Below are 16,013 nucleotides of genomic sequence, written 5' to 3'. Positions count from 1 at the left end.
ATATCGTTCTACAACCACGATCGTTTCCAGAAACGACTAAACGGCTTGAGCCCTGTCGAATACAGGTCTCAAGCCGCCTAGGCTGGTTTTCATTATTTGCCCTGTCTACTTGACGGGGAGCAGTTCATTGCGAGCGGGTTGTGGCTTAGTTGATTGACGATGGTTGACGTCGCTCATACTTCAATACCGGCTTACGGGCAGCGAGTGTCTCGTCGAGTCGTTTGATGACCGTCGTGTGCGGCGCCGTCTGAACGATCTCCGGATTCTCTTCTGCCTCTTTGACGATTTGGAGCATCGCGTCACAGAACGCGTCGAGCGTCTCTTTCGATTCCGTCTCGGTCGGCTCGATCATGATGCACTCCTCGACGTTGAGCGGGAAGTAGATCGTCGGCGGATGGTATCCGAAGTCGAGCAATCGTTTGGCGATGTCGAGCGTACGGACACCGAGTGCTTTTTGACGTTTACCTGACAAGACGAATTCGTGCTTGCAGTACGTGTCGTACGGCACATCGAACGCGTCCTTCAAACGGGCGAACATGTAGTTGGCGTTCAACACTGCTTCGCGTGAGACGCGCGTCAGCCCTTCGGCGCCCATCGTCTTAATGTAGCTGTAGGCGCGTACGTTGATGCCGAAGTTTCCATAGAACGGTTTGATGCGTCCGATCGACTGCGGGCGATCGTAATCGAGCGTAAAGCCTGAATCCGCTCTGTTTACGATCGGTGTCGGCAAGTACGGGATCAAGTCGCGCTTGACGCCGACCGGTCCCGAGCCCGGGCCGCCGCCGCCGTGCGGTCCTGTGAACGTCTTGTGCAAGTTCAAGTGGACGACGTCAAAGCCCATATCACCAGGACGGGCGATCCCTAGAATCGCGTTCGAGTTGGCCCCGTCGTAGTACAGTTTACCGCCTGCCTCATGGACGACTTTGGAAATTTCAAGAATGTCCGCCTCGAACAACCCGAGCGTGTTCGGATTCGTGAGCATGAGCGCTGCCGTGTCGGCTCCGACTTTCGCTTTTAAGTCAGCGAGGTCGACAAGTCCCCGCTCATCCGATTTGACCGTGACCGTCTCGAATCCGGCGACGACGGCCGAAGCTGGGTTTGTCCCGTGCGCCGAGTCTGGGACGAGTACTTTCGTCCGATTCATATCGCCGTTATGCTGGTGGAACGCTTTGATCAACATGAGTCCGGTCCATTCCCCGTGGGCACCGGCTGCCGGTTGGAGCGTCACTTCGTCCATCCCCGTGATTTCAGCGAGCTGGTCTTGAAGGTCGACCATCATCTCGAGCGCCCCTTGCACCGATTCGATCGGTTGGAGCGGGTGGATGTGGGCGAACCCAGGCAGACGTGCCATATCTTCGTTCACTTTCGGGTTGTATTTCATCGTACATGATCCGAGCGGATAGAAGCCGGAATCGACACCGTGGTTCCGCGTCGACAGCGACGTATAGTGACGAACGACATCTAGTTCCGACACTTCCGGCAGTTCGGCCACCTCATGACGAATCATCGACGCCGGTAACAGCGCCTCGATATCAACTTCTGGTACGGTCGGTGTCGGCAAGTTGTAACCGGTACGTCCGGCACGTGACACTTCAAAAATGAGCGTTTGTTCGTGTTGCATCAGTTCGTCCCCCCAACCACTTCAATAAATCCGTCAATCTCTTCTTTCGTGCGCAGTTCGGTCGCACATAGCAACATCTGTGTTTGACGATCAGCATCATACGTTCCGAGCGGCAATCCACCGATGATCCCATTGTCAAGCAAGCGGCGTGACACGGTTTCGGCATCGATACCGAAATCGACGACAAACTCGTTGAACATCGGTCCTTCGTCGATGATTGGGTAACCGGCCGACTTCAGTGCCTCTTTCATATAGTGGGCCGTTTGAATGTTGCGGACGGCCATGTCACGAATCCCATATTTCCCGAGCGCGGACATCGTGATCGAGGCGGCGAGCGCGTTGAGCGCCTGGTTCGAGCAGATGTTTGATGTCGCTTTATCGCGGCGGATATGCTGCTCTCGTGCCTGTAGCGTCAAGACGAAGCCGCGTTTCCCGTCCTCGTCGACCGTCTGACCGACGAGACGACCCGGCAGTTTACGCATGAGCGCCTTTTTGACGGCGAAGTAGCCACACGATGGACCACCGAAACTTTGTGGGATCCCGAACGGTTGGGCATCCCCGACCGTGATGTCGGCACCGAGCGCACCAGGAGACTCTAAAATACCGAGTGCGAGCGGGTTACTCGATACGACAAAGAGCGCACCGGCATCATGGGCCGCTTTCGCGAGCGTCGCCAAGTCCTCGACGCGACCGTAGAAGTTCGGGTACTGAACGACGAGACACGAGGCGTCCGTCAAATCGACGTCCGTCAAATCCGTCACGCCGGCCGCAACATGCGTATATTCAACTGAAAGTCCCGGTCCATCCGCGTATGTGCGGATGACGTCTTTCGCTTCCGGGTGAACAGCACCGGAGACGATGACACGTTTCTTCTTCGTATGAGCGCTCGCGAGGTACGTCGCTTCCGCGAGTGCGGTAATGCCGTCATACATCGACGAGTTGGCGACGTCCATCCCCGTCAGTTCACAAATCATCGTCTGGAACTCGAACATCGCTTGCAGTTCACCTTGTGAAATTTCAGGTTGATACGGCGTATACGCCGTGTAAAACTCAGAACGGAGCAACATATGGTTCATGACGCTTGGCGACAAGTGGTCGTACATGCCGGCTCCTAGAAAACTCGGATGTGATTTCGTGTGAAGGTTCTTCTCGGCAAGCTTCGTCATGTGGCGGACGAGATCGACTTCTGGGAGCGGAGCGCCGATGGCAGATAACGATGCCGTCTCCCGGAGCGTGGCCGGGATATCTTCAAGCAAATCTTCGATCGATTCGACACCGATCGTCTGGAGCATATCGCGTTCGTCTTGCTCGGTCATCGGTAAATAACGAAATTCCATTCTGTTCATTCTGAATCCCCCTGTATCATTTACGTTTATAGAACGGTGTCGGCACACGTTCGGCTTCTATTTGTTTGCCCCGAACTTCGACGATGAAGTTTGATTGTTCGACAAACCGGCGATCGATCCGGGCCCAAGCGATCGATTCGTTAACGGTTGGTGGCATCGTTCCCGTCGTGACGACGCCGATCGTCTCGCCGTCAAACAAGACGGGCGCACCTTGTCGGGCAATCCCGCGGCCGAGCAGCTTCAAGCCGATCAGACGGCGCGGAATATCTTCTTTTTGTTTGACGAGGGCATCTTTCCCGACGAAGTCGGTATCGAGCTTGACCGCAAAGTTCAAGTTGGCCTCGAACGGCGTCACCGTCTCGTCTAACTCATGCCCGTACAGCGGCAGACAAGCTTCAAAACGGAGCGTGTCACGTGAACCGAGTCCGCACGGCGTCACTTGTTCTGCTTCGAGCGCAGTCCAAATCTTCGCGACGTCTTCGGCCCGGGCGTATACTTCGAACCCATCCTCACCTGTATAGCCGCTCCGCGAGATGATTGCTGGCACACCGGCAACGTCGCCGCTCAAAAACCGGAAGAACTTGATCTCATGTAGCGGTAAGTCCGTGATTCGTCCGAGTACTGTTTCTGCAATCGGACCTTGGATCGCGATTTGACCGTACGCATCCGATTCATCGGTCACAGTGACGTCCCCTGATACGTATCGACGGACGTGGGCCGCGTCTTTTTCAATATTCGAGGCGTTGACGACGAGCCAATACGCGTCTTCATCGAGCCGATAGACGAGCAGGTCGTCGACGACCCCGCCGTCAGGTAAACAGAACAAGTTGTATTGCGCTTGCCCGATATTCAGCTTCGAGACGTCATTCGTCACAAGACGTTGGACGTTTTCGAACGCGTCCGGACCTTCAATCCGGATTTCCCCCATGTGCGATACATCGAACATACCAACCCGCTCCCGAACCGCTTGATGCTCTTCTTTGATTGACGAGAACATGATGGGCATCTCAAACCCCGCAAAATCCACCATCTTCGCCTTCGTAGAAATCAGGTCGTACAAAGGCGTACGTTTCAACGTTAACTTCTCCATAATATCCCCCAATCCCGAACGTAAGTAATGCATTTGATGAAATATTTCGTTTTCTATTCCACTCTATCAATTTTTTGACGCGCTGCCTAGCAAAAATGGGCAAAAATAAAGAGGATTGAAAACGAAAACGTTTTCATCCTCATTATTTCATATTTCAGTCTCAGTGGAAACGCCTGAACGATCGATTCCAGCGGTCCGCTTAATTTCCTTCGTAAGGCCGACCGTTGCCTGTTTCAGTTCGAGCGACTCGTCTTTCACTTTAACCGAATAAGCCTTCATTTGCTTCACCGATGCGTTGACCGTGTCGATGTGCTGTTTGATCTCACCGACCAAGCCTTGAATCACGTTCATTCGAATCGTAAACCGTTCCGTCAACCGTTTCACACGGCGCAGATCGGTCTTCATTTTGTTCCGATACAATAAAAATCCGTATCCACCTAGCCCGACGAGTGCGAGCACGATAATACCAAGATTAATCCAAATCATCTGTCTTCCTCCTTCAACCGATCTAGTTCACAAGCAATCGCTTCCGAGCTCAATGAGGCGTCGATTGTCACATCGGCGTAAGCGTAAAGCGGACGCCTGCGCTCGTATAGCGCCTCGACGCTCCTTTTACCAAGTTGCACGAGCGGACGGTCCGAGTCTTTAATACGCCCCCAACACAGTTCGAACGGCAACTCAAGGGCAACGATGCGCCCATGCCGTCGCATCCATTCGATATTTTCTGAGCGCTCGACGATTCCGCCACCTGTCACGATATAGTCCGCATGAACGTTTCGAAGCATCGCCGTCTCTTCGGCTCGAAACGCGCTCTCACCGTGTCGGGCGAAATAAGCAGGTAAACCCATTCCAAGATGCCGTTCGAGCGCTTCATCCAAATCGATGACATGATTCGATTTTTCAAGATATCGTTTTAAGCTTGATTTACCTGTACCCATAAACCCGATGATGTAAAACGGTCTAGTCATCGAAATAAATCACCTCTTTATGCTTCTCTCCCGTCTTCAACCGGATCTCGACCTCCGTCGTACCTGGCCCGAGCGGTCGGCAGAAAACCGTACCCGTCGGTTTGACGATGATCTCTGCTTCTGTCTGGCACGAATGTTTGGCGACCATGAGATGGGATTCGAAGCGAATCGCCAAAATTTCGAGCGTCAGACGTTCCGTGCTTCGTTCGATATCAGTATACCAAAACAATGCTGCAGCTAATAGCCACGTCAAGAGGACTAGCGTAGAGATGACGAAGAACCCGAGCGCATGCACATCACGGACTTCTCCCGCGGACCGATCGAGTCGGTCCACTGAATCCGGTAGCCGTTTCCTAACGGTTCGACGCGATAACCATCGATTCCTCTTATAAATAACAAGTTCCCTCCCTCTTCGCCTACCATGACTAAGTTCCGATTGATCTGCTTGAGCGTCCACATCCACGTCGTCTCATCGGGTCGAACGTACGTACCGACGAGTCTACCTTCTCGCACCTGACAGTCACGACTGTCGAACAGTTTGCGGACGATGAGTTGTGGTGTCGTGTTCACTTGACCGCGCGGTTGTTCGTAAAACGCCTCCCCGAGCGCTAAAAAGTGGACGAGTAGCCCGATGAACAAGGGGAGCAACAATAATGTGAACGTCATCTCGAGCAACGTGAAGCCACCCTCAGAGCGTCGGCAGACATATGTCTTGTTCACAAATTTCGACTTCACCGCTTGGATCGGCCGCATCGAGCAACACCTCCCCTTGAAGCCGTTCATAAGTCCGAACCGTCGCCTCGAGACGCTCCACCCGCTCCGTACCCGCCGTAACGAACGGCGCAATCACACCGACCCATCCGAGCAGGAGGGCTAGACTTAAACAAACTTCCCAAAACGTGACGCCTTGCTCATCCTCCCCCACTATGGATCACCTCCGGCTCATACGTGCCCATCCTGAACTTCAACGTGACCGCGACTTGGCCCGTGTAAAATTTCCACTGTCCGGCATACGTCGCCGCCGACTTTGAAAAGACGATTTCGTTCGTTGTCGGCAGACTCATCTCGACACCGTCGGGAACGATGCCTGAAGTGATCGACGTCGTCCCGCACGTGATGTGATACCGCCGTTCTTTCATATACCATCTCAAGCGCGGGACACATTTTTCATTGGCGGCCACGTACGGATACTGACCGACCTCGGCGATGTCTTGGACGAGCGCCTCCGTGAAGTCGATGAGCGCGAGTCGGTCCATCGAACGGACGGTAGGTGTCGCCACTAAAAGGAGTAACGACAGGACGACGAGTACCCAAGCCATCTCGACGAGCGTATAGCCGCCTTGTCTCATTTCAGCGCCAACGCACCTGTGCTCGGCGTGTACGTGTATGTCATCGACTGACAGCTATATTCGAGCGGGTTCTCGGTCGAAGCACGTTTGATGACGGCGAGCGATTCTGGATACGCCTTATGTTCCGCATAATATAAATTGATTTCAGATTCGACAATCCGTACGCTCCCTTCACAACTGACGCTATCCGCCCGTGACTTCCCGTCCGACATAGACGGGACGAGTAGCAGCAACAAGACCGAGATGATTAGTAAGACTGCCGCCATTTCAACGAGTGTGAACCCTTGCTCTGCCTGACAGTCTGATTTGAATTTTGCCACGATAATTCTCCTCCTCATAGTTGGGCCATAATTAGTTTGACCGGCAAATAAATCGTATAGAACATCATCGTCACCATGACGGTCAAGAAGCCGTACAAAAGCGGCTCCGTCTTGGCGATCAGTTGCTTCCAATACAGTTCCATCTCTTCAAAGATCAAGTCTCGATGTAACGCCATAATCAATCCGAGATCTCCACTCACCGTCCCGACCCCGAACAAGCTGACGACTTCATGGTCGAGCAGACGTTCCTCTCGGGCCGCCGCCTCCAACTCGATTCCACCAGACATCCGGTCATGGATGCGCCGGGCGATTTGCGCCACTTCCCCTTCTCCATAAGAGAGACGCTCGATGACGTGACGCACCGAAATTTGCCCTTCACTCAGTAAGGACAGTTCGCTGACAAACAAATACGTGACATACAGTCGTCTTCCCCGCTCGACGAATTGGATCGGGACGGACCGGCCTCGCTTCACGACCCAATAGCTCCCGCCGCCCGTCAAGATGAGCGCGACGAACAAGCCCGGGAAAAAACCTCGTGACAAGAGGATGCCGCTGATTCCGTCTAAATCGTCGACCTGCACCATCGAGAGCAATTTCGGAAAGATGTACAGCGCATAAATGGCACCAAGCCCTAAAAGCATCGTCAAGATGACGAGCGGATACCTCGCCAGTTGTTTTAACTCTTGCTGCAGGCCTCGACGCATCATCGATAAGGCAAGCACTTGTTCTAGACCTTCAATGAAATGATGTCCCCGTTCCGCCGTGACAAGCATGTCTCGCATGCGGGCATCCGTGACGAGTTCAGAGAACACGTCGGCGAGTGCCAGACCACTCTCGAGCTTTTGCCGCATCACACGAATCAGTTGTTTTTGCTTCCCCCGCTCATGCAACTCGAGCGTCTCGAACGTCTTTTTCAACCCGACCCCTCGTGCTTGCAGTCGCAGGAAGCGCCGGATCGTGTTCAGCTCCCTACTGGAACGGACATCGACCATGAGCAAGTCACCTCCTCTCTCCGCTGCAACACACACCAATGGCGCGGCACCTCTACTTTGCCGATCAACTGTTCGAGACGGCGTTCACCGTCTTCGATACTCGCCGTATGAAACGTCGCGATCGTCAAATGTCCGCTCAGTGCCGCATCATGCGCGACACGCAGTTCTTCACTCGTCCGCACCTCCCCGACAACGATGATATCCGGGTCGGCTCGCAACGTTTCTTTCAACAAACGTTTATGATCCAGTCCTGCCAATACATTCACCTCGAGCTGGATCACACCTGTCAATTGCTGTTCGGGAGGGTTTTCGATCGTCACGATCCGGTGGTTCTTCAAACTTTCAAGAAAAGCATAGAGGACTGTCGTTTTTCCGGCCCCGGTCGCGCCACCGATTAAAAACAAGCCGTGCCGCAGCTCAGCCATGCCTTGAAAACGCAACACATCCACTTCAGATAACAACTCTTGAAGTTGGAACGAGACGTTCGGCAGACGCCATGACATGAGCACATCAGTAAATGACGGCAAAAACGTGACCCGGATCATTTCTTCGTTCCGATCATATATCCCAGATTGCGGAACCCGATGATCCGTTTCAGCCAATGAACACCAATATTTCATATGTAATGTGAGCCGTTCGTAGTCTGGACGTGGTATCGTCTCAAGCTTTGTGATCGACGTCCCGTGACGCGCCTGTACGATAACGGCGTCTTTGCCTGGCATGAAATGGACATCGCTCGCCTCGAGCCGTCGCGCCGCTTTAATCAATCGATCAATCACCAGTTTCATTGTCCCCACCTCATAAATGAGCATAAAAAAAAGCCCACTCTTAGGAAAGTGGACTTGTCTTATGAAACGTTTACCGAAGTCAAATCATGGCGGCGGGCATACGTCTCGATTGACGCCTTGTCGTAGCCGACAATAACTTCTTTACCGTCTGTCAAAATCGGGCGTTTCAACAGCTTCGGATTTTCGCTCATCAACTTCAGCAATTCGCTCAGTTTCAATTCATCGACGTCAACGTTGAGCTGTTTGAACGCTTGACTTCTCGTTGCTAGGAGTGAATCGACTCCGTCTTCGCTAAGTGCAAGTAGCGTCAAGAGTTCGTCTACCGTCGGAGCGTCTCGGAAAATATGGCGTTCGTTCACATCAAGTTGTTGCTCTTGTAAAAACGCTTTCGTTTTTCGACACGACGTACAGCTTGGATACGTATAAAACATAAGTTCACTTGCCACTTTTAGCGCCTCCTTTTATTTGACAACCTGTTCCGTTCAATGCTTGTAAGTTGATTATACAACCTATCCTGTACTTTGTACATAGTTTGTACAATTTTTTTGGTTTTTTGTACAACTTTGTACAACATCTTGATTTCACATATTTTTCACGATTATTTTGCTCAATTCACACGTTTTCATAGCATTTTTCTGAATGTGTTGGTAAAATAGTGAATGAGAATGGAATAATGTACGTATGGGGGGATTAACATGGCGAGAATGTTCCGTGTCCTAGGCTTTTGGACTGGGTTGATCGCGGCGCTGGCTTTCGTGGGCGCACTCGGTGGAGATCAAAGCAGTAGCGAACATACTGGTGACTTCGTCGTAATGGGTCTTGTCTTTTTAGCTCAAACAATTTTCTTTGTCGCACTAGGCTACTTGAAACTGACTGAAAAAACGTATGTATACGTGTTCGGCGCTTATTTGACTGTTTTCTTCGTCGTCTTCACGTATTGGAGTAACTTCCAAATGTAAAAAAGATTGTCTCTCGTCGAGACAATCTTTTTTTATGTTCACCGCTCAAAAAATGGATTTGAACGAATTTCAGCTTCGAGTGTCGTCTTCGGTCCGTGACCTGAATAGAGCACCGTCTCGGCCGGCAATAATTGACGCATCCGATCGATCGACCCGAGGAGCGTCGATTGGTCGCCGCCGAAAAGATCGGTCCGGCCGACCGATTGTTTGAAGATCAAGTCCCCGCAAAAGGCGACACGTTCGCTCGGGATGTGCAAGGTGACACTCCCTGGTGAGTGGCCCGGCGTGTGGTGCAACTCGATTGTAAACGCACCAATCTCCAGCTTCTTACCTTGATAAATCCGTTCGGCCGGTCGCATCGACGAGTGCGGAAGATGGAATTTCGCCGCCCCGTTCTTTTCGCCGTCGGCGAGCCATGACCGCTCGGCTTCATGAACATAGACCGGCACCGGATAGCGATCGCGCAGCGCGTCGATTCCGCCGATATGGTCAAAGTGGGCATGCGTCAACAAAATGGCGTTCAATCCGCCGAAACGTTCCACCACCTCAAAGAATTTCGGGTCGTCCGTGCCCGGGTCGACGATAACGACCGTTCCGTCTTGTTCGAGCACGTATCCGTTCTCTTGGGCAAGGCCCGATGTGATTTTTACAATATTCATCTAAAACACCTCCACAACCATTCTAAACGATATTGTGGCAAAATTGTAGCGGTGGCAACCTTTGCTCGACAGCGTGTGTTATTTCGGATAAAATAATAGTGATATTTCAGTGAAATTTTTATGAATTTCATGACGTATAATAAAGGGGGAACTCGTCATGCATTTGTATGAGCCATTTGGATGGATTTCACTCATCGTAGCACTTGTTGCACTTTGGGGGATGGCCCGTTCATTCAAAAAACGCCAATTCTTTCCACTTGCGTTTGCCGGAATCACCGCGCTCGTCTTTGGATTCTTCGGCGTCGCAACATTGATTTTCGGTGGAATCCCAGGTTAATGTTGACTTACTACGAAGACGACTGCGGTCGTCTTTTTTTATTCCGCAAAAAAAGCGCTGACGTTTAACGGTCAGCGCTAGCTCTTGATTATTAATCGGTTTGTTCTTTGAAGCGAAGCAAATCCGAATAGATCAAGTCATCGTTCATTTGCAGGATTTTTTCGGCTTCTTCCGTGACCGGTCCGCAAAGTGTCGTATCTTCAACCGCTTCTCCAGTCGTCGCATCGTAACACATCGATTGCGTCCACACGTAATCTTCCGTGACGACCGTGCCGTCTCGGAAGATGGCACGACTGTTGCGGTCTTCAGCGAACAAGTCGTTCCCGAACCCGACCAAGTCCGACGTATCGATGCCGAGCAAGTGCAGGAGCGTCGACTTCATGTCGATATGACTTCCGATCGTCTCATGGACTTCGCCTGTTTCTTGGCCCGGCAAATGGATGGCGAACGGCACTTGTTGAAGTTTCGCCACATCATACGGCGTCAACTCTTCTTTACCGAGCAAGTCGGCCAACGCGTCGTTATGGTTTGTCGAAATGCCGTAGTGGTCACCGTACACGACGAAAATCGTATCTTCCCACATCCCGTTCTGTTTCAGTTGGTCGATGAACAGGCCAAGCGCATAGTCTTGGTAAGCGAGTGCCTGCGGGAAGTTGTTAAGCGTCGTCGAGTTCGTCTCGAATTTCGGCACGAGTTCGTAATCCTCGCTCGGCATCGTATACGGGAAATGGTTCGTGAGCGTGATGAACTTCGCATAGAACGGTTGCGGGAGTTCCTCGAGCATCGGAATCGATTGTTCAAAGAAACTATCGTCCAACAAGCCCCACTCCGTCATGTCCTCAGGATTCCCAAGGTCGTAACTCTTCTCATCATAGAACATGTCGACACCGGTATTCTTGTACATCAAATCGCGGTTCCAAAATGATTTGTTGTTCGCATGGAACACGGCCGAATAATAGTTCTCTTCTTTGATCAGTTCAGGAAGAGCTTGGTACTCATTATCAGCGTTCGTGAAGTAAACGGCTCCACGTGGCAGGCCATACAGCGAATTATCGAGGGCGAACTCGGCGTCTGACGTTTTCCCTTGCCCGACCGTATGGTAATAGTTTGGCCAGTAATGGGACTCTTCGATCAGCTTGTTCAAGTTCGGCGTGATATACTCGCCGTTCGCCGCTTTCATATTGTGCGTGAAGTTTTGTGTCGACTCGAGCGAGACGACGACCACGTTTTTGCCTTTATATTTTCCGAACAAATCCGGATTCGGCGCCGCATAGTTTTGGCGGGTATACTTTTCAATCTTGGCTAACTCCGACCCATCGGCCATCGCTTTCTGCGCGGACGTCTTCGTTTGAAGCATCGCGTCATAGACGTGGAAGTTGAACGTCCCGATGTTTTTGACGAGCAGCTCACGGTCGAACGAACGCGTCAACAGTTCAGGGCGTTCCGTCTCAGCAAGCGACAAGTTGAACAAGAACACGGCGACAGCTGCCACGAACGTGATGAGCGCCCGGCGGTGAGACGCGGCGGTTTGCAACGTATTGATCTTCCGTAGTACGAACGGCAAAACGAGCACGTCCCCAAGAATGATCAAGTCTTTCCATTCAAGCAGTGACATGAATGAAGTCGACAGCGTCTCCATGTTCGACGGTTGCAAAATGACAGGCATCGTCAAATAGTCCGTAAACTCGCGGTAGTAGACAGCGTCCGCGAACAACAGGAACGAGGCGACCGCATAAAGGGTATACAGCACCCACTTTTGCTTATTTCCTTTAAAGAAGAAACTAAAAGCGAACAAGAACAAGGTCGAGCTGATCGGACTGATCAACAAGATGAACGCTTGAGCTGTGTTTTCAATCGGGATGTCAAAGAAAAATTGGTAAACTACGTACGTCTTCGTCCAAAGTAATAAACTAAATATCCAAAATAACCGATATTCTTGAAACGAAGCGCGGACCGTTTCATTCAGTCGCATAGTCAGCTTCGATAAGCTTTGAGATGACTTCATCTGACGGCCTCCTCCTCTTTTCAGTTTTAAGACGTCCTCAAGCAGGATGCGCCATGAATAAGTTCAATAACATGTAGTTGGCTTGTTATCTATTTCACTAACGGTAACAGTCCAGTATCAAGTCCAAATCTTACCCCTTTTTTAACAAAAAATCAACCATACCTTTACAATTCCCTTTGTACGTCAAAAGCACACATGCGAGATCGCATGTGTGCTTTACAGGTTAGACTCTAGTCGGCAAAAAATGTTTTCGTGCCAGCCAAGCGCAGCCGATGACCCCGGCGTCATTCTCGAGTTCGGCAATTTTGAACGTCGTCGACGTATATACCCGTTCAAGGGCAAACCGCTTAAATTGTTCATCAAGCGGCTCGAGCAAAGCTTGTCTCGCTTTTGAAACGCCGCCGCCGATCACGATCATTTTAGGGTTCAACGTGTTGGCGATGTTTGAAATCGTCAACCCGAGATATTCCGTCATCTCTTCGACGACTTCTGTCGCGACCTCGTCTTTCGCTTTATAGGCTTCAAACACATCGCGAGCCGTCACTTCACCTAACTCGTTCAATGACGTCGTTCTCCCTTTACGCTTTTGTAAAGCGAGACGGGCGATGCCGGTTGCTGAGGCGATCGTCTCGATGCAGCCTTTGCGCCCACATCCACACATGACCGCTTTCGCCTCGTCGCGCTCGACCGTGATATGTCCGATCTCACCAGCCATGCCGGCCGCCCCATGGACGATGTTCCCGTTCGTGATGACACCGCCTCCGACACCCGTACCGAGTGTGATTGCGAGCAGTTCAGACGCTCCTTCACCGGCGCCTTTCCACATCTCCCCTAGCGCGGCCGCGTTCGCGTCATTCTCGAGCACGGCCGGCAATCCGACCGCTTTCTCGAATTCGCTAACGAGCTCAAAGTTCTTCCATCCGATGTTCGGCGAGTATTCGACGACACCTTCTGAGAAGTTGATGAATCCCGGAGCTCCGATTCCCGCACCCGCAAAATCATGCTTCACTTTTCCCGATTGCTGAAGGTACGCTTCAAACGAGGCGGCGATATCTGTCGGGATATGTACCCCATTATCACGGATGTCCGTCTTGATCTCCCACTTGTCTGAAATGATCCCGTTCATGTCTAGGACGGCCATTTTCACCGTCGTCCCGCCGATGTCGATTCCTAATAACCACTTCATGCATTCCACTCCTCGTCTCAAATAAATCGCTTTCATTCAATAGTCTACACTATTAAACCCCTTGTGCAAACATTTGCACAAGAGGTTTTTCTGTCAATCTATTGAATTTTTTAGTTCATGCGTCAAAATAATCTTTGCCGTGTCATACTCGCGCTGTTCGATCATCCCACCGGCGTTCAATTCGTCTAACTCCATCATCATGAGACCGATCTCGGCGTCACGCTCTCCGATGTAAATAATTGTGCCAAACGATTTTAAAAACTGTTGCACGTCATAAAAGTTTCTCATCATTATTCCCCCATCGCGGTCAATGCGTAGCGATACAGCAACGCTCGTGTCGCCTCGAGCGATGTTTGGTGCGTCCGTTCATAGCTGTGGCTCGACTCGATCCCAGGACCGACGAGCGCATGTCGTACGTCATAGCCGGCCCGGATCGCAGCTGATGCGTCCGAACCGTAGAACGGATAAATGTCGACTTTGAACGGAATGTCGTGGTCGCGGCAAAGCTTCGTGAACTGACGACGCAACTCGAGGTCGTACGGACCTGAGGAATCTTTGGCACAGATCGATACCGTGTACTCGTCCGAGTGTTGCCCGTCCCCGAGCGCGCCCATATCGACTGCGATATACTCATCGACTTCGTCCGGGATCCCGGCGTTCCCGCCAAAACCGACCTCTTCATAGTTGGAAATCAAATAGTAGACCGTATGTGGCAAGTCCGCTTTGACCAAGTCACGCGCCAAATCGAGCAGGATGGCGACCGATGCCTTATCATCGAGATGGCGTGACTTAACATAACCCGTCTCCGTCTGCTTGAAACGGGGATCGAACGAGATGAAGTCCCCGACTTCGATGCCTAATGCCCGGACGTCGTCCGCCGTATGAACGTCGGCATCGAGACGCACTTCAATGTTAGTCGCCGTCCGCTCGGCACTGTTCGTGTCTTTATAGACGTGCACACTCGATTGATGAACGAGGATCGTCCCGTCCACCGCCTCGCCCGCCTCGCGATGGACGAGACAGTTCTCTCCCTCGATCGCGGTCCAGGCGTAACCGCCGACTTGCGTCAGCCGCAAGCGTCCGCTCGGCAACACTTCCTTCACCATCGCACCGAGCGTATCGACGTGGGCGGTCAAGAGACGGGCCGGGCCACTTTGTCCAGGAAACGTGGCTAAAAGTGCCCCTTTCGTCAATCGGCTCGTCTCGACCCCGAGGTCCGTGAGCTCTCGTTCGACGTAACTGACTGCTTCGTGCGTCATTCCAGAAGGACTTGGAATCTCTACTAATCGTTTTAACGTATCAATCATGTTGTTACTCCTTTGTCATCGATTATATCCGAGCCAGTATAATGTCCCGGTCAATCCAATAGCGAGCACCGTGAACAACAGGCGCCATTTTTTTGTCGTTTCATCAGGTAATCCGACCACGCCCGCCATCAAAAATCCACCGATGAGGCCCCCGGCATGGGCCGAGTGGTCCAAGCTGGCACCGAGGACGAAGGCGAGCCCTACGTTCAATCCTAACATAATAAACAGCGGTGGGCCGAGCGTCTTCATGAACAGCGAACGGTCACGCAGTCCGAAATAGAGCAGTGCGCCGACGAGACCGAACAATGCACCGGACGCGCCTGCCGAAATCGCTTCACTGAACGCGTAGGAGGCAGTCGACGCGATGACGCCCGCCAACAGATAGATCGTCAAGAACCTCGGTGACCCATACATGCGTTCGACGAGCGGACCGAGCGACCAGAGCGCGAACATGTTGATCGCAAAATGAAACCAGCCGATATGAAGGAACATCGGTGTGACAAGGCGCCACCATTCGCCATCGTCGATGAGCGGATTGACTTTGGCGCCGAATCGGATGAGCGTGTTCGGATCGAGCGTCGAGCCGAGCGATTCGGCGAGCCACATGACGACAAATGTCAACATCATGAGCGCATAGACGAGTTGCGGTTCACCGAATGAGAATCGCTTCTTCAGTTCGGCTTTTCGCTGTTTATCGAGTGCGAGCGCGAGCGACCGAAACCGGGTCTCATCTTGTTCATCGCCACACGTGTGCCTGTCGAGTCTCACCTTGGCCGCGACTTGGAACGACAACGTCTCAAGTCGCTCCTCATCGACGAGCGCGTCGCCGTATATATGGACATGAAGCTTCGCACGCCCGAGTCGTGCGAGTCGGAACGAGCTCATGACCGCCTCGATCTCGATCGCGACATGGTTTGCCCACGCCTTATCCGTCTTTATGTACAGGTGATAGAGGTCTCCAGCTTTCGTGTCGAACAATAGCAGCGCGCGCGAAGGCTCGAGTATCCCTTCGACCCGACCGCCTGCCTCGACCGCATGGTAAATGTCTTCCCAAAAACATCCCGGTTGCGTCAACTGAATCCCCTC

Annotated in this window: 22 protein-coding genes; 3 read left to right on the top strand and 19 right to left on the bottom strand. The window is 52.1% G+C overall.

Translation table 11 applies throughout. The features are described from left to right. The coding region (locus tag EVJ32_RS16520) for an IS3 family transposase (protein ID WP_131436690.1) at positions 1-81 on the top strand (81 nt) is incomplete at its 5' end. Positions 82-145: 64 nt separating this feature from the next. On the opposite strand, the gene gcvPB is transcribed toward EVJ32_RS16520, so the two are convergent. From gcvPB to EVJ32_RS13360, 13 genes are all read right to left on the bottom strand, one after another. Then, positions 146-1,621 (bottom strand): aminomethyl-transferring glycine dehydrogenase subunit GcvPB, encoded by a 1,476-nt coding sequence (gene gcvPB / locus EVJ32_RS13420; RefSeq protein WP_131458761.1) that lies wholly within the window; start codon positions 1,619-1,621, stop codon positions 146-148. Then, complete coding sequence (gcvPA, locus tag EVJ32_RS13415; protein ID WP_070327904.1) at positions 1,621-2,958, bottom strand: aminomethyl-transferring glycine dehydrogenase subunit GcvPA; 1,338 nt, start codon at positions 2,956-2,958, stop codon at positions 1,621-1,623. Before gcvPA ends, gcvPB begins: the two co-directional genes overlap by 1 nt. 25 nt (positions 2,959-2,983) lie before the next feature. Continuing rightward, a complete protein-coding gene (gene gcvT, locus EVJ32_RS13410) occupies positions 2,984-4,057 on the bottom strand; it encodes a glycine cleavage system aminomethyltransferase GcvT (RefSeq protein ID WP_131458760.1) in 1,074 nt (357 codons plus the stop codon). 147 nt (positions 4,058-4,204) lie between these two features. Further along, on the bottom strand, positions 4,205-4,543 hold the full coding sequence (locus EVJ32_RS13405; RefSeq protein ID WP_070327043.1) for a hypothetical protein: 339 nt from the start codon (positions 4,541-4,543) through the stop codon (positions 4,205-4,207). Continuing rightward, on the bottom strand, positions 4,540-5,025 hold the full coding sequence (locus EVJ32_RS13400; protein WP_236633366.1) for a shikimate kinase: 486 nt from the start codon (positions 5,023-5,025) through the stop codon (positions 4,540-4,542). Before EVJ32_RS13400 ends, EVJ32_RS13405 begins: the two co-directional genes overlap by 4 nt. Next, on the bottom strand, positions 5,018-5,320 hold the full coding sequence (locus tag EVJ32_RS13395) for a hypothetical protein (RefSeq protein ID WP_131458759.1): 303 nt from the start codon (positions 5,318-5,320) through the stop codon (positions 5,018-5,020). The genes EVJ32_RS13400 and EVJ32_RS13395 overlap by 8 nt, the downstream gene beginning before the upstream one ends. Beyond that, complete coding sequence (locus EVJ32_RS13390; RefSeq protein WP_131458758.1) at positions 5,284-5,778, bottom strand: hypothetical protein; 495 nt, start codon at positions 5,776-5,778, stop codon at positions 5,284-5,286. Before EVJ32_RS13390 ends, EVJ32_RS13395 begins: the two co-directional genes overlap by 37 nt. After that, positions 5,714-5,950, bottom strand: a complete 237-nt coding sequence (locus tag EVJ32_RS13385; protein ID WP_070327040.1) for a hypothetical protein — start codon at positions 5,948-5,950, stop codon at positions 5,714-5,716. Before EVJ32_RS13385 ends, EVJ32_RS13390 begins: the two co-directional genes overlap by 65 nt. Continuing rightward, a complete protein-coding gene (locus EVJ32_RS13380) occupies positions 5,937-6,374 on the bottom strand; it encodes a prepilin-type N-terminal cleavage/methylation domain-containing protein (protein WP_131458757.1) in 438 nt (145 codons plus the stop codon). Before EVJ32_RS13380 ends, EVJ32_RS13385 begins: the two co-directional genes overlap by 14 nt. Continuing rightward, positions 6,371-6,694 carry a prepilin-type N-terminal cleavage/methylation domain-containing protein gene (locus tag EVJ32_RS13375; RefSeq protein ID WP_131458756.1) on the bottom strand — a complete coding sequence of 108 codons (324 nt, stop codon included), beginning with the start codon at positions 6,692-6,694 and terminating at the stop codon, positions 6,371-6,373. Before EVJ32_RS13375 ends, EVJ32_RS13380 begins: the two co-directional genes overlap by 4 nt. A 14-nt stretch (positions 6,695-6,708) precedes the next feature. After that, the gene (locus tag EVJ32_RS13370; RefSeq protein WP_131458755.1) at positions 6,709-7,686 is read right to left on the bottom strand and encodes a type II secretion system F family protein; all 978 of its coding nucleotides are present in this window, start codon (positions 7,684-7,686) and stop codon (positions 6,709-6,711) included. Continuing rightward, positions 7,656-8,474 carry an ATPase, T2SS/T4P/T4SS family gene (locus tag EVJ32_RS13365; protein WP_236634047.1) on the bottom strand — a complete coding sequence of 273 codons (819 nt, stop codon included), beginning with the start codon at positions 8,472-8,474 and terminating at the stop codon, positions 7,656-7,658. Before EVJ32_RS13365 ends, EVJ32_RS13370 begins: the two co-directional genes overlap by 31 nt. Positions 8,475-8,533: 59 nt before the next feature. Then, positions 8,534-8,905: a Spx/MgsR family RNA polymerase-binding regulatory protein gene (locus tag EVJ32_RS13360; RefSeq protein WP_016510368.1), complete on the bottom strand. Its 372-nt coding sequence runs from the start codon at positions 8,903-8,905 to the stop codon at positions 8,534-8,536. Positions 8,906-9,169: 264 nt separating this feature from the next. Here EVJ32_RS13360 and EVJ32_RS13355 point away from each other — a divergent pair, with 264 nt between their 5' ends. Next, positions 9,170-9,433, top strand: a complete 264-nt coding sequence (locus EVJ32_RS13355; protein ID WP_070327035.1) for a DUF2626 domain-containing protein — start codon at positions 9,170-9,172, stop codon at positions 9,431-9,433. A 38-nt stretch (positions 9,434-9,471) separates the two neighbouring features. On the opposite strand, the gene EVJ32_RS13350 is transcribed toward EVJ32_RS13355, so the two are convergent. Then, the gene (locus tag EVJ32_RS13350; protein WP_131458753.1) at positions 9,472-10,092 is read right to left on the bottom strand and encodes an MBL fold metallo-hydrolase; all 621 of its coding nucleotides are present in this window, start codon (positions 10,090-10,092) and stop codon (positions 9,472-9,474) included. A gap of 157 nt (positions 10,093-10,249) precedes the next feature. On the opposite strand from EVJ32_RS13350, the gene EVJ32_RS13345 reads away from it, so the two are divergent. Beyond that, positions 10,250-10,429 carry a DUF2759 domain-containing protein gene (locus EVJ32_RS13345; protein ID WP_070327033.1) on the top strand — a complete coding sequence of 60 codons (180 nt, stop codon included), beginning with the start codon at positions 10,250-10,252 and terminating at the stop codon, positions 10,427-10,429. A 91-nt stretch (positions 10,430-10,520) separates the two neighbouring features. Here EVJ32_RS13345 and EVJ32_RS13340 read toward each other — a convergent pair whose 3' ends face one another. The 5 genes from EVJ32_RS13340 to EVJ32_RS13320 all read right to left on the bottom strand — a co-directional run bounded on the left by EVJ32_RS13340 (position 10,521) and on the right by EVJ32_RS13320 (position 16,001). Next, positions 10,521-12,434: an LTA synthase family protein gene (locus EVJ32_RS13340; RefSeq protein ID WP_131458752.1), complete on the bottom strand. Its 1,914-nt coding sequence runs from the start codon at positions 12,432-12,434 to the stop codon at positions 10,521-10,523. Positions 12,435-12,657: 223 nt separating this feature from the next. Then, on the bottom strand, positions 12,658-13,620 hold the full coding sequence (locus EVJ32_RS13335; RefSeq protein ID WP_304984927.1) for an ROK family glucokinase: 963 nt from the start codon (positions 13,618-13,620) through the stop codon (positions 12,658-12,660). Positions 13,621-13,713: 93 nt separating this feature from the next. Beyond that, a complete protein-coding gene (locus tag EVJ32_RS13330) occupies positions 13,714-13,908 on the bottom strand; it encodes a YqgQ family protein (RefSeq protein ID WP_070327032.1) in 195 nt (64 codons plus the stop codon). A gap of 2 nt (positions 13,909-13,910) precedes the next feature. Next, positions 13,911-14,927, bottom strand: a complete 1,017-nt coding sequence (locus tag EVJ32_RS13325; RefSeq protein WP_131458750.1) for a M42 family metallopeptidase — start codon at positions 14,925-14,927, stop codon at positions 13,911-13,913. Between the two features lie 15 nt (positions 14,928-14,942). Beyond that, positions 14,943-16,001: a rhomboid family intramembrane serine protease gene (locus EVJ32_RS13320; RefSeq protein ID WP_131458749.1), complete on the bottom strand. Its 1,059-nt coding sequence runs from the start codon at positions 15,999-16,001 to the stop codon at positions 14,943-14,945. Positions 16,002-16,013 lie beyond the last annotated feature (12 nt).

The organism is Exiguobacterium sp. SH5S4 (assembly GCF_004337045.1).
Lineage (GTDB): Bacteria > Bacillota > Bacilli > Exiguobacteriales > Exiguobacteriaceae > Exiguobacterium > Exiguobacterium aurantiacum_A.
The sequence above is the reverse complement of the archived record's forward strand: the minus strand, read 5'-3'. Positions and strand labels throughout refer to the sequence as shown.

Excerpts from the sequence above, each read along its gene's own strand:
- gcvPB (WP_131458761.1), bottom strand. The coding sequence starts at position 1,621 with ATGCAACACGAACAAACGCTCATTTTTGAAGTGTCACGTGCCGGACGT.
- gcvPA (WP_070327904.1), bottom strand. The coding sequence starts at position 2,958 with ATGGAATTTCGTTATTTACCGATGACCGAGCAAGACGAACGCGATATG.
- gcvT (WP_131458760.1), bottom strand. The coding sequence starts at position 4,057 with ATGGAGAAGTTAACGTTGAAACGTACGCCTTTGTACGACCTGATTTCT.
- EVJ32_RS13405 (WP_070327043.1), bottom strand. The coding sequence starts at position 4,543 with ATGATTTGGATTAATCTTGGTATTATCGTGCTCGCACTCGTCGGGCTA.
- EVJ32_RS13400 (WP_236633366.1), bottom strand. The coding sequence starts at position 5,025 with ATGACTAGACCGTTTTACATCATCGGGTTTATGGGTACAGGTAAATCA.
- EVJ32_RS13390 (WP_131458758.1), bottom strand. The coding sequence starts at position 5,778 with ATGCGGCCGATCCAAGCGGTGAAGTCGAAATTTGTGAACAAGACATAT.
- EVJ32_RS13380 (WP_131458757.1), bottom strand. The coding sequence starts at position 6,374 with ATGAGACAAGGCGGCTATACGCTCGTCGAGATGGCTTGGGTACTCGTC.
- EVJ32_RS13370 (WP_131458755.1), bottom strand. The coding sequence starts at position 7,686 with ATGGTCGATGTCCGTTCCAGTAGGGAGCTGAACACGATCCGGCGCTTC.
- EVJ32_RS13365 (WP_236634047.1), bottom strand. The coding sequence starts at position 8,474 with ATGAAACTGGTGATTGATCGATTGATTAAAGCGGCGCGACGGCTCGAG.
- EVJ32_RS13360 (WP_016510368.1), bottom strand. The coding sequence starts at position 8,905 with ATGTTTTATACGTATCCAAGCTGTACGTCGTGTCGAAAAACGAAAGCG.
- EVJ32_RS13355 (WP_070327035.1), top strand. The coding sequence starts at position 9,170 with ATGGCGAGAATGTTCCGTGTCCTAGGCTTTTGGACTGGGTTGATCGCG.
- EVJ32_RS13350 (WP_131458753.1), bottom strand. The coding sequence starts at position 10,092 with ATGAATATTGTAAAAATCACATCGGGCCTTGCCCAAGAGAACGGATAC.
- EVJ32_RS13345 (WP_070327033.1), top strand. The coding sequence starts at position 10,250 with ATGCATTTGTATGAGCCATTTGGATGGATTTCACTCATCGTAGCACTT.
- EVJ32_RS13340 (WP_131458752.1), bottom strand. The coding sequence starts at position 12,434 with ATGAAGTCATCTCAAAGCTTATCGAAGCTGACTATGCGACTGAATGAA.
- EVJ32_RS13335 (WP_304984927.1), bottom strand. The coding sequence starts at position 13,620 with ATGAAGTGGTTATTAGGAATCGACATCGGCGGGACGACGGTGAAAATG.
- EVJ32_RS13330 (WP_070327032.1), bottom strand. The coding sequence starts at position 13,908 with ATGAGAAACTTTTATGACGTGCAACAGTTTTTAAAATCGTTTGGCACA.
- EVJ32_RS13325 (WP_131458750.1), bottom strand. The coding sequence starts at position 14,927 with ATGATTGATACGTTAAAACGATTAGTAGAGATTCCAAGTCCTTCTGGA.